Origin of the sequence: Ralstonia sp. PBBBR1, from assembly GCF_002256165.1 — a bacterium.
Classification (GTDB): Bacteria; Pseudomonadota; Gammaproteobacteria; order Burkholderiales; family Burkholderiaceae; genus Ralstonia; species Ralstonia thomasii.
In genome coordinates, this window is the sequence record NZ_NKIL01000011.1 from 66,854 (window position 1) to 78,704 (window position 11,851).

Genomic DNA, 11,851 nt, shown 5'->3' on the forward strand with positions numbered 1-11,851 from the left:
CGTATGGACGTAACGCCCCCGCTCACGCGGTGGCGCGTCGAAGCGTGAGCGCATGTCGACAAGACATGTGGGATGCGAGTCGAAGGGGCAAGGTGCGGAAAGCCGATGTGCTCGGTAAGATGCCGTCCATCCCCGGTTTTTCCACTCCACTCCACACCACGCACGATGATCCGCTTCGACGACCTCACCATCCTCGTGCTGGCCGTGGATAACGGCAGCCTGTCGGCGGCCGCACGCGTGTTGAACATTGCACCCGCGGCAGCAAGTGCAGCCGTCAAGCCGTTGGAGGCGGAACTCGGCGTGCGGCTGCTGGCGCGCTCCACGCGCAGCCTGGCGCTCACGCAGGAAGGCGAGCGCTATCTGCAACACGCACGCCGTGCGCTGGCCGATCTGCAGGCCGGGCAGGATGCGCTCGCCCTTGGACGCCAAGCCATCGGCGGCGATGTGTCGCTGTCGATCCCGTCAGACCTCGGGCGCAACGTGCTCACTGGTTGGCTCGACGACTTCCTCACCGAGCACCCAGCGGTGGCGCTTCAGGTGCGCATCGGCGACCGGCTGGTCGACATGTTCCGCCAGCGCGTCGATGCCGCGGTGCGCTATGGCGAGCCGGAGGATTCGTCCCTCGTGGCGCTGCCGCTGGCGCCGGACAACCGCCGCGTGCTGTGCGCGGCACCGGCCTACTTTGCGCGGCACGGCGTGCCCAAGACCCCCGACGATCTGCGTCGGCACAACTGCCTGTTGCTGGCCCTGTCCGACACCACGCACGACCAGTGGACCTTTCACGGCGCGAGCGACGACGGTCAGGCGCACGTTGTGCGCGTCACCGGCAACCGCATTGCCGACGACGGCGAACTCGTGCGCCGCTGGGCGGTTGCGGGGCATGGCATCGCTTACAAGTCGCGGCTGGATGTACTGGCCGATCTGCGCGCCGGCCGTCTGCAAGCAGCGCTGACCGACTGGCGCGGCGAGGCGGCGCCGCTGCATTTGATCTGCACGCACCGCCTCGCGCTGTCGCCCACGCTGATGCGGCTGCGCGACTTCCTGCAAGAGCGCATCGCCGGTTATCTGGCCGACGCCTGAATCAAAACCCTTCCAGCACGATCTTGCCGCGCGCCTGATTGCTTTCGATCAAGGCATGCGCGCGCTTGAGGTTGGTGGCATTGATCGTGCCGAAATGCTCGTTCATGGTGGAGCGCAACATGCCCTCGTCAATGAGCGCGGCCACGCGGTTGAGCAGTCGGTGCTGTTCGATCTGGTCGTCCGTGCCGAACATGGAGCGCGTGTACATGAACTCCCAGTGCAGCGACAGGCTCTTCGCCTTGAGCTTGCGCACATCAAGCTGCGCGGGGTCGTCGATCAACGCAAGACGACCTTGCGGCTTGAGCGCCTCGACGATCTGCTCGAAGTGGTGTTCGGTCTGGTTCAGGCTGGCGACGTAGTCCACTGCCGGCACACCAATGCGATGCAGTTCCGCGGCCAGCGGCTGCGCGTGGTTGATCACATGGTGGGCGCCCAGCTCGCGCACCCAGGCGGCCGTTTCCGGGCGCGAGGCGGTGCCGATCACGGTCAGGCCCGTCAACCGGCGCGCGAGCTGCACGAGCACCGACCCAACACCGCCCGCCGCGCCGACAATCAACACCGTCTTCCCGCTGGGCGCTGCAGATTCAGGCACCTGCAGCCGGTCGAAGAGCAATTCCCAGGCGGTGATGGCGGTGAGCGGCAGCGCAGCTGCCTGCGCAAACCCAAGCGTGGCGGGCATCACGCCGACCACGCGTTCGTCTACGACATGCAGCTCGCTATTGGTGCCAGGGCGCTGCAGGGCACCGGCATACCAGACCGCATCGCCCGGCTTGAAGAGCGACACCTCGGCGCCGACGGCGCGCACCACGCCCGCAGCATCCCAGCCCAGCACGCGGGGCTGACCATCCACCGGCGGCATGCCGAGGCGCACTTTCACATCGACCGGGTTGACGGAGATGGCGCGCACTTCCACAAGCAGATCGCGCGGGCCTGGCGTGGGTTCGGGCAGGGTCAGGTCGACGAGCGCCTCGGGGCGGTCGATGGGCAGGCTTTGGTAGTAGGCAACGGCTTTCATGGCAGGCTTCCCGGTGATTTGGATCGTTGGATAGCCGCATCATGGGCGCGCCACGCCAGGGGAAACAGCCGCGCCGCGCAGATTCAGTTTCAACGCCAGACAGAAAATCCCATCCTGCCGCATCAAGCCGTGGGCATGCCGTGGAGGTCTGCGCTGCAGTTCGGGTGATCTTCGTTGTGGTCGTGCGCACGCAGCGCGCCCGGGATGCCGGTGCCCGCCAGACCATCGGCTGCGAGCCATGCCGCCGTGGCCGCAGCAGCGCGGTCGATCAGTTCGCCGCAGCGGGCATAGTCGTAGGGCGACACGTCCAGCGGGCACAGCGGCGGCACGACGGCAATGGGCACCTGCCCAGCCCAGCGCTCCAGGTCTTGCACAAGCTGGCGCGCGACCAGCAGTGACAAGGCGTTCAGCGCGTGCTCGATGGCGCTGCGCGGGGCACGACGGTCGGCACACGCAAACCCGGCCGGCAACACGACGACGCGTGTGGCGCCCAGCCGGATGGCCGCAGAGATTGGCGTGTTGTTGGCGACGCCCCCGTCGATCAACAGGCGATCGCCAATGCGCACCGGCGGAAACACGCCGGGAATGGCAGCGCTGGCCAGCACGGCCGGCACGATGGCGCCAGACGACAGCACCACCTCGGCGCCGGTGCGCATGTCGGTGGCCACAACGTGCAGGGGCAGCGTGGCCGCCTCCAGCAGGGTCTGCGCGAAATGCCGCGTCAGCAGGCGCTGCAGGCCGGATGCATCGACGAGGTGCTCGCGTCGCCCGCCCAGGATGCCCAGCATGCTGAACATTGCACGCCAAGACCACGGCATCACGTCGGCGCGCCGCACACCGCGCCACAGCGCCTCGAGCTGCGCGGTGCCGGCCGCGTGCGGATTGCACGCAAAAAAGGCAGCGTTGATGGCGCCGGCTGAGGCGCCCACCACCATGTCGGGCACCACGCCCGAGGCCACCAGCTCGCGCAGCATGCCGGCCTCGATGGCGCCGAGGCTGCCGCCACCGGCAAAGACAAACGCTGTTCGTTCCACTCTGTCCATGATCGATGCCGCGTTGCAGCAAGGAGTCCCAACTGGTCAATCAAGGGACGACTGGAACTAGAGTAGGTCTGCCCCGCCGTTGCGGCTAGTCGGGCCGGTCTGCGGCGATCAGCGGGCTTGCCGCGCGGCGTCTGCGAGGGGCTTCCAGTGCAGAAAACCGAACAGCAACGTCAGCAGCACGCTGTCGAACAGCGGCCCCTTGTGCAGCGCCACTTTGCGAAAGCACAGCACCACTTCCAGCAGGTGCGCAGCCAGCAGCACCAGCGCCCCGATGCGCAGCCAGCCGATGGCATCGGTCGACAGCGGCAGTGGCGTGGCATAGCTGAGCAACGCGAGGCCATACACGGCGAGCAGGACGATCTTGCTGAGGACGTTGAACATGCCAGGACTCCAGAGGGACGGTGATTCCGATGCCGTGCAGCATACCGGCCACCGCAGTCACCCCGGCTGCTTCAAACGCCTGGGTAGACGCCGCGCTCCACCGGCTGTATCTGCTGGCGAGCGGCGCTCAGGCCGTCACCGAGCCGAACCACCGCAGCAACGCCGCCTGCAGCCCCTCGGTCGGTCCGTCACCAACCCACGCCACGTGGCCGCCGAGGCGGACCAGCACTGCGGATGGCGCGGGCACCGTGCCAACCACCGGCAGCGCCCACGTTCCTGCATAGCGGGCGTCGGCCCGCCGCACGCGATTGGCCCATGGCGGGGTCCAGGTCGAGATCGGGGATGCGGCGGCCGAGCAGCGGATGTCCTTCACCAAAGTCGTAGCGAACGTCGAGCGCGGAGATGGGCGAGCATTTGGCCCATGACACGTTGGGCAGAGCGTTTCGAGAGGTACGCCATGCCTTCCACAAAACAATAATCCCGGCACTAGGTGGTCGCGCCGCCAAAATGGTCTGCCGCAGGGCGCCACATCGATGCGCGCACATTCGGGGCAACTAGCAACCACTCTAGGACACCACCCTGACCGTGGTCCATTCAAGCCGACGATAGCAGGTAGCCCTGTAACCGATGCACAGAGAGAGTGCCTCGCCAGAAGCTCGACGTCCTGAGACGGTAAGAAGCGGGAAAATAGGGGCAGCAAAGTGTTGTTCGCGAGTAAGGACCCTTCATCGCCGACAAAGGCGGACATCTGGTCGACTAGCGCCTGCAACCCTGACGGGAATAGCCATGCTGTGAGCTTCCTATCGTTGCGGGTAGCGCGGCGTATGCGATGTTTGAAACCGATGACATGCTCGGAGCAGCAAATCGACGTCATGTGCGTGTATCCGGCCGGCGGTTTGAGTGTCACGCGCCCTCCTCCAAACGGTTAGACGTCACGACGACGGGCACGTACTTTCTGACGGTCGATTCGCGGAGTCCGGCTTTCCGTGCAATGACAGAAGCGCTGGCGACGCAACCACAGTCGCCCCACTCCCCAATAGCGTTCCGAACACGTTGGCGCACAAAGGCGGCCTTGAGACCGGGAAGCACCAGCGTGCACAGGTCGGCCCCAAACTCTCGCCGCGAACGCAGGAAAGCGTAGTCGCTCAACCCGTATGCAAGCCGAGTCTGGTACAAAGACGGCAGCCGGACCCTGCCGGCCGCATCGAGCGGCTTGGGGCCGGCATGACGTCTGATAAGCGCTCCTAGCTGCGGCGGGATACCGGACGGTCGCCTTCCCGAATGTGGACGGACACATGAAGGTTGATTGGCCAATAACCATTCGCGGTCGTGGCGATATAGCCAGGTCCACAGAGCCGGAGCCTTCTTGCGCATCTGTGTCCTCGTCAAGCCATCATCGCTCTTGACGAAAGTCGCCCACCTACCCCGTCGCTCCTCCAGAGACGCTGGCTGTGGCACTGGCGTTCTGCGAACGCTTTGGGCAACTCCTCCTGCACCCTCGGTTTGGCGCAAAGCCGACCTATGCCTGGTTGCGTGACCAGACACACCATCTGAGTTGGCCAGAAAGACATCCAGCAACGTCAGATAGACGGGATGTATTGGCCGTGTATCGCGCTGAACTCCATGCATGAGGTTGTCCACGAAGTCCTCGCGACCAATTAGTGCATTCAGGCGGACATCCTCAAAGCCGGCACAATAGAACCCCGTGAAATCCGACTTCAACCGCGCCAACCGTGTCCGGCCGGACTCCGACACATAGCCTAGCTCAGCAAGTCGTTCCTTAAGCTGCTGCCGTGTTTCCTTGGGAATACGCGTACAAGCAAGTTGGTGGCTACACAATGAAAATTGCAAACTGTTCCAAGCAGTGCGAGCATCGCCAGCGACGATGACCATGTACTCGAGGGAACTGCATTCGTTATCGCAATAGAGCAGGCTTCCATGGAGGGGGCATCGCGTCACGAAGGGGCAGCAGTGAGCGCAGAACGAGATCCGACGCCCAAACTCGCAGCACGCTGCTTTAGCGCATTCAGGACATTGCAGACCAAACCGATTACCGCACTCCCAAAGTGGCTGCAGGCGAGGGCAACTCGTCCGTGACTGGACACCGTAAATCAGTTGCCACCTGGCTCGCGCTTCCATCGCTGGCGGCATGCCATGTCGGAAATAGTTGAATAGGGTGTGGCAGGCGAGAACGCTTTCATCTGGGCCGTATGCTTGCTCGGTAGCAATGCTGAAGCGATTGACACGGCAGGGCAGCGTGTAGACGAGTGGACTACACCGGCGAAAGCAGCGGCCGTTTAGCAATTTCGCCGCCCTATTGTCAGTGTGCGCAGCTGCCGCATCCAGTAGGCTGGCTGCAGTTTCCCACTGCGCGGGACATGGATAGTTTCGACAAGCGGGCATGGCACTTTTTCCACGTGTTTTCATTGAATTGCGGCATAAGGCTGCTGCTCGAGCGTGAGTCTTGGCAACGTAGCAAGAGCTTGTCGGAGGGGTAGCCAGTCACCATGGCGCCGCAAACTCGTAGTGGTGAAGCGGCCCGGTGATGCCAGGCGCTGCCGCTCCAGGCGTCGCCATGCATAGGATAGGGATGCCAGTGGTGCGCGTGAATTGGCCCAGCGTATCCCATAGGGTCGAGGCGCTGCTGCTTGTGGCATCTCGGGTATTGATGCGCTCGACTATCAGCAGCCCGAGATTGGCGGCGACACCGAGTGCACACAGAGCAGCCTGCACGTCCGGCTCGTCTCGATGGAATGAGCCACGGCGCTGTTCCGACAAGCGCGTGCCGGTTACCGCGTCGAACGAGCGCAGAAGGGTCCTCACGAACTTGCGAAGCGAACCGCCTGCCGGCCATTGCACACGCAGAGTCGGGACCATCCAGTAGGCTACGACCTGCCCAGACCCGACTTGCACTGTGACGGAGCGGGCCTCACTCCCGAGGTAACCCTGAATCGCGTCGACGATGACCCGCCGTCCCATTCGAGCTTGAGCAATAGTCAAAATCCCGCGCGGCTTTGCATCCGGCAGATTAATTGCTGGCAGGGTCAGTGCATGACCGTGCTGATTAGACGAATGATTGACGAATTCGCTCGCCGTGATCACTCGCGCCCGAATATCTGCTCGATTTAGGTCACGCGCAGCATAGCCCTCATGGACATTAGCTGTGACATCGATAAGTAGCTTGGCAAGCGTGTCGTTCGCGAGCAGCAGGTCCGCGCCTGCCCCGGCCGACTCTCCTGCGCCACGGTGTTGTCGGACGATGCGCCCCCGTGTGAGTTCCCTCATTGCCGCTTGCGTAGTGGGAATGGGAGGCAACTGACTGGAGCAGGGGTTCTGCTCTCTCGCAGTTGGGTATTTCGTTTGGGCGAAAGCTGCCGCCACCGCATGTTCTTGCGTCATATGTGTCCGAAGCCGGCGCCGCCAGAGCGCACGCAGCCGCACCTCTCCTCAAGAGAGGCAAATGGTTGACGGATGAGCCAAACCATGGGACACTTCGCGCGCTAGTAATGCGGCGTGTCTCCATAGGAGGCTCCCCGATGGGAAAAGGCGAGGTTGCACCCTCGCCTTTTTTCGTTTACTGCCTCAATGACTGTCTGCGATAGTCGCCTCTATTACGCTGCATTCCTCAAGCACGGTCGGCCGGTTCAAGGGCTCGAACTGCCGCAACCACTATTCACTCCTCGCTGTCCAACTGTCGGAATAACGCAGACGCGCCTCGACACCGGCTGCGCCACAAGACGCCGACCGCTCCGAACCACGAGAAATTCCCCCACCGCTGGAAGAAGGCCGCATTCTAATCACGATTTAAAAATTTTTGCAAGAGAAAAATCCGTTTTCTCAATACGATCAATTGATAAGTCCATTTTTCAAATTCGAATATCCAATTTTAATTGGAAAAGAAAAAGGACTTTTAAACAATTCGAAAATTCAAGCTCACCTCCCCCCCCCCCCCGTCGAGGCGTAGCAACCAGGACCGGCCACACTCAAATATGTCGCCCGCCACTTAACGCAAAGCCGATGCAGTTCGCACACCCCACTCGCCACATCGGCGACCGCATGCAGTCGTGCCCAATTGCCAGACCGCGCTTTCATCACAGCGCCATGCCACAGAGAACTGGTTGCCTCATTCGCCTACAAGTGCGATGCTTTTCCAGCACACCACACCGGCACTTGAAAAATCACTCGTGTGTTTTCACACGAAAAATAGTAGACCCACCGGCCGTAACTGCAAGGACTTTTCGTGAGCGAATTGAACGAGGTCACCTGGACAACCCTCGCCTCTCGAGTCATGCGGGCATTGCTGACTCGCAAGGGTGTCAGTTACGCCGAGCTCGCCGATGCGCTTGAAAGCGAGGGAATTAGCGAGACCGCTCGCTCGGTCGAGGGAAAGATCCAGCGCGGAGCACTGAAATGCAGCTTCTTCCTTCAGGCACTGCACGCGGTGAACGCGGAATATCCAATGCAGTGGCGCAACGCCATCGCAACGAGAGGCACGTGGGAGCAACGTGCATCTCGACTGCTGCAAGCGGAAATGTCCGCGCGACCAAGCGTCACGGTAGCTGAGCTCGGTCGTCGATTGCAGGCAATCGGCGTCAACATCGCGCCGCCATCCCTGAATGAACAAATTGCCATGGGAACGTACTCCCTCACGCTGCTCCTGCAGTGCGCAGCAGTCCTATCCATGGCCGGCATCGAACGTTTTGTGGACCAGACGGACCTTCTTGCCGCAGCAGCAGCAACAACCTCGGCCGCGCGCTAACACCTTAGGCCAACATCCGAAAGAGTCCTTGAACGAGCAAAGCCGGGGCCTATAGTAACCTCACGATCGCGTGCGAAAACACACGCGATCGTGAGGCCCATAGGATGTTGAAGCGCCATGCTCGCCCGCGAGCGCACGCGGCCGCATTTGATGGATCGCAACGGACGGCACCGTAGACGATGGTAAGCACCCGGTGAACCCGTCTTGAAGGGGACCCGCGTAGCAAGGAGCATCGTGTCCATCTAGTTCTAGGTGGACACGTGGACACTATCGAAGAGAGCGCGCCAATACGGCGCCGACGTCGGCATAGCGCCGAGTTCAAGGCCAAGGCAGTGCAGGAGTGCATGCAGCCGGGTGTTTCGATCGCGGCGATAGCCCTGCACCATCGCCTCAATGCGAATCTGCTGCGGCGCTGGGTCGCCGAGCAGGAAGCAAAGAATGGCGCGCCTGAGGACCGCGAGTTGATGAGGGTGCCGCAAGGCGAGTTCATCCCGTTGCGGATCGGCGAGCCGACCACTGCCGTGCCGGACATCCAGATCGAAGTCCGCCGTGGCGCGACGACGATCAGTCTTCGCTGGCCGGGATCGGCCGCAGCGCAGTGCGCCCAGTGGCTGCAAGGGTGGTTGCGTTGATTCGGGTGGACGCGATCTGGTTGGCCGTGGAGCCGCTGGACATGCGCGCCGGTACCGAAACGATCCTCGCGCGGGTCGTCAAGGTGTTCGGCGCGGCACGCCCCCACCACGCCTACCTGTTTGCCAATAAGAGTTCGACGCGCATGAAGGTGCTGGTCTACGACGGCTTCGGCATCTGGCTGGCCGCGCGGCGCCTCAACAAGGGGCGCTTCATCTGGACGAACGGCGACCAGGCGATCGCCACGGCGCTCAATCCCGAGCAATTGCGTGCGCTGGTGACGGGGCTGCCTTGGCAGACGCTCACCCACGACCACGCGATCACGGTCGTGTAATACCCCCAAAGCCGTAAACTGGCTTCCTTCCAGAGGACTTGGGGTTCTGGCAGACTCGCCGCATGAACCTACCCACCAACCTCGATGCCCTGAGCCCGGACGAACTGCGCACACTGGCTGCGCAGTTGATGGCCCAGGTCGGCGAGAAGGACCGGGAGTTGCGGTACCGGCAAGCCAAGATCGACCAGCTCACACACGAGCTGGCCATCCACAAGCGCTGGAAGTTCGGCAAGCGCAGCGAGCAACTGACATCTGAACAGGCGAGTCTGCTGGACGAAGCCATTGACGCAGACCTCGAGGCGATTGAGACCGAACTGGAAGCGCTCCTGCCCTGGGTCGCTCCAATTGGTTGTTTGCAGGCTCACTGCGCGCCGGTCAACGCGCGGCTGCCGTCATGAGCCTGATCCAATCGGCCAAGCTCAACGGGCACGATCCCTACGCCTATCTGAAAGACGTCCTCACGCGACTGCCGACCCACAAGGCGGCCGACATCGCCGAACTGCTCCCGCATCGCTGGACGCCCAGCGCCACCTAGCTGGCAAGACGGGTTCACCGGGTGCTTACAGACGATGCCCGCAGCACGATGCTGCAAGCCGTAGCCGGCTCACCGCAGCATGCACGCGAGCACGCTGCAGCCGACTACGCGGAGCACTCAATTGCCTTTCTGGAACACCAGATGTGCGGGCGAGGACCCAACGGTCGAGTTGGTCCGTTGGCGCGTATTCGAGACCGAAACAGGCGAGCGACATCTCGTTGGCCTGCGCCCTTACCACGGCAGCGGCCGCGTCAGTTCAGCCGTCGTGAATTTTGACCTCGGCTCTCGCATCGCCCTCACCACGTCCGGCAGAAGATACGTACTTCTAGGCCCCCCTGGCTTCGATTCCGACGCCGACTATACGTGGGTTCTGTGGTCAATCATCAACAGCGTTACAAGTTGGCGAGACATCACGGCGGAGTGGCTAGCGGAAGCGCAGACAAACCAGCCAGCCCCGCCTGCACCTAGCGAACACTAGGCCCGATTCGACAATGCTAAACCTACGCGACTATCTCGAAATGCCACTGGAAATTCCGTCAGGCAAGCCTGCGGATTTAGCTGCGCTGAGGCGAGTACTAGACGAGCACCCGTTCCTGCTCGTGGACAGCGAGGGCGCGGCGTTCGCTGTCATGCTGCCAATGGATGTATTTCAGCGCCTGTGTCACACACCAGCGCGTGTTACCGTACATTAGCGCTGTTGGCACTACAAGCGCTGCGAGGAGCTCCCTGCTAAGCGAGCGCCTCGCAGCCCAATCTATAGGCGCTTAATCTCGGACTGCACCTCAGTTGTCGCCGCAGGAAGATTTTCTCGCACGAGCAGTTCGTTGACTGAGACAACCGACATCCCCAATTCATCCGCCACTCGATTTGCAGTTGCTTCTTCGTCAACGGTATCTTCCGTGAGCGGTGCCGATATGAAAATGGCTAGCGCTCGCCCATTCGCCGCTCTGCAAAGGATTGGGATTGACACTTCGTCACCACTCGCGAGTGTTACCTTAACGTCACGCTCAAATTGAATGCCGTCCGAGTACTGACGCTGCAGGTCCGTCATGAGTAGGTGAGCTGAAGCCGCTACCCGCTCAGCATTGAACTCGGGAATTTTTCCTGACAACAGATATTCGACAAGCTCGGAGCCGACGTGTCTGTCCAGAAGATGATGTTCTATCTTGTTCTTGAAACTGCGCAGACAGCGATAGCAAGAGGAATCACACTGTTCAGGACACCCCTTCAGAAGCTCCGAGGCACGTTTAAACAAAGCAACACCAAGCCGAGCTGCCTGGGTAGAAAAGCCGGCACCACCGGGAAGCGTGTCATAAAGGAAGATTTCAGCTTGCAGACCATCTCGACCTGCGGAGTCCTTCGTCAACGCAGGGCGATACTCGGCCATAATTTCGCCTGGCTCGATATCAAGAAGCTGGCACGCTGCCTTTGCAAGCGCCTCGCTCACCGTCCTCAATGCCACCGAGGTTGGGTATGTGCCGGGTCGCAGAATCAAAGGATATTCCACTCGCAGCGAGAACAACGCTACATCTGAAATGAAGTCGGTGCCAAGCACAAGGTGCTTGCGAGCATTGTCGCCTGGGCACGTTGAGTCGTCATCCGGATACGGTTTGGCATGCGGCATGAACAACTTCGGCTCTGGCGTAACGTCGGCCTCAATACTGCCGCATGCAACACAATGTGTGTAACCCAGCTTTTTGGGACCAGTATTCGAAACTAGAAGATGCTGACGGGAGGTCATGACGCGCAGTCGAGGACTGATGTGGTCCCAACCTGCAGTTTCTGCAGGTGTCACCATCGTCAGCTTGGCCCGTGTTGCGTAGCTCGTCTGTGGCATGTCGTCTGGCGACGTTACCTCCTGCTCGAAGACCGGATGAGCGAACCCCGGCGGTCGAAGCCATTGCCGCGCAGGGCCAAAGGTATCGGAACCACCGCATGCCGGACAGTCATATACGGCATTTAGCTCTACACCGACACCAAACGGCTTTGTGTCCGCGAAGCCGCATCGTTCACACTCACGATATAGCCGGCGTTTCTTGAATGCCTCGAAACGCTCAGAGCGTATGGGTGAGTA

The 11,851-nt window shown here is 61.7% G+C and carries 11 protein-coding genes and 3 pseudogenes; 6 read left to right on the forward strand and 8 right to left on the reverse strand.

Annotated elements, in window-relative coordinates; all coding sequences use genetic code 11:
- Positions 1–165: 165 nt before the first annotated feature.
- On the forward strand, positions 166–1,080 hold the full coding sequence (locus CFE42_RS19295) for a LysR family transcriptional regulator (RefSeq protein WP_004633578.1): 915 nt from the start codon (positions 166–168) through the stop codon (positions 1,078–1,080).
- Position 1,081: 1 nt separating this feature from the next.
- On the opposite strand, the gene CFE42_RS19300 is transcribed toward CFE42_RS19295, so the two are convergent.
- The 7 genes and pseudogenes from CFE42_RS19300 to CFE42_RS19320 form a co-directional block, all read right to left on the reverse strand.
- Positions 1,082–2,095, reverse strand: coding sequence for a zinc-binding alcohol dehydrogenase family protein (locus CFE42_RS19300; protein WP_004633576.1), 1,014 nt, complete (start codon positions 2,093–2,095; stop codon positions 1,082–1,084).
- Between the two features lie 122 nt (positions 2,096–2,217).
- The gene (locus tag CFE42_RS19305) at positions 2,218–3,138 is read right to left on the reverse strand and encodes a patatin-like phospholipase family protein (protein WP_004633574.1); all 921 of its coding nucleotides are present in this window, start codon (positions 3,136–3,138) and stop codon (positions 2,218–2,220) included.
- A 108-nt stretch (positions 3,139–3,246) separates the two neighbouring features.
- Positions 3,247–3,519, reverse strand: coding sequence for a hypothetical protein (locus CFE42_RS19310; RefSeq protein WP_004633571.1), 273 nt, complete (start codon positions 3,517–3,519; stop codon positions 3,247–3,249).
- A 127-nt stretch (positions 3,520–3,646) separates the two neighbouring features.
- Positions 3,647–3,892, reverse strand: coding sequence for a hypothetical protein (locus tag CFE42_RS19315; protein WP_238563825.1), 246 nt, complete (start codon positions 3,890–3,892; stop codon positions 3,647–3,649).
- A gap of 84 nt (positions 3,893–3,976) precedes the next feature.
- Positions 3,977–4,393 (reverse strand): annotated as a pseudogene (locus tag CFE42_RS23950) (hypothetical protein); the annotation flags it as partial.
- Positions 4,394–4,422: 29 nt separating this feature from the next.
- Entirely contained in the window at positions 4,423–5,946 is a 1,524-nt protein-coding gene (locus tag CFE42_RS23955; protein ID WP_080633395.1) for a TnsD family Tn7-like transposition protein, read from the reverse strand.
- 75 nt (positions 5,947–6,021) lie between these two features.
- Positions 6,022–6,804 carry a hypothetical protein gene (locus CFE42_RS19320; RefSeq protein ID WP_037044638.1) on the reverse strand — a complete coding sequence of 261 codons (783 nt, stop codon included), beginning with the start codon at positions 6,802–6,804 and terminating at the stop codon, positions 6,022–6,024.
- 955 nt (positions 6,805–7,759) lie between these two features.
- Here CFE42_RS19320 and CFE42_RS19325 point away from each other — a divergent pair.
- The 5 genes and pseudogenes from CFE42_RS19325 to CFE42_RS19345 all read left to right on the forward strand — a co-directional run.
- Positions 7,760–8,278 (forward strand): DUF6471 domain-containing protein, encoded by a 519-nt coding sequence (locus tag CFE42_RS19325; protein ID WP_037044636.1) that lies wholly within the window; start codon positions 7,760–7,762, stop codon positions 8,276–8,278.
- 260 nt (positions 8,279–8,538) lie between these two features.
- Positions 8,539–8,910 carry a transposase gene (locus CFE42_RS19330; protein ID WP_004633552.1) on the forward strand — a complete coding sequence of 124 codons (372 nt, stop codon included), beginning with the start codon at positions 8,539–8,541 and terminating at the stop codon, positions 8,908–8,910.
- A complete protein-coding gene (gene tnpB, locus CFE42_RS19335; protein ID WP_146049720.1) occupies positions 8,898–9,242 on the forward strand; it encodes an IS66 family insertion sequence element accessory protein TnpB in 345 nt (114 codons plus the stop codon). The genes CFE42_RS19330 and tnpB overlap by 13 nt, the downstream gene beginning before the upstream one ends.
- 62 nt (positions 9,243–9,304) lie before the next feature.
- A pseudogene (locus CFE42_RS19340) lies at positions 9,305–9,574 on the forward strand (transposase); the annotation flags it as partial.
- A pseudogene (locus CFE42_RS19345) lies at positions 9,571–9,777 on the forward strand (transposase domain-containing protein); the annotation flags it as partial. The pseudogenes CFE42_RS19340 and CFE42_RS19345, both read left to right, overlap by 4 nt.
- 754 nt (positions 9,778–10,531) lie before the next feature.
- Here the strand turns inward: CFE42_RS19345 and CFE42_RS19350 are convergent.
- Complete coding sequence (locus CFE42_RS19350; protein ID WP_202959021.1) at positions 10,532–11,614, reverse strand: DUF1998 domain-containing protein; 1,083 nt, start codon at positions 11,612–11,614, stop codon at positions 10,532–10,534.
- Positions 11,615–11,851: the final 237 nt, after the last annotated feature.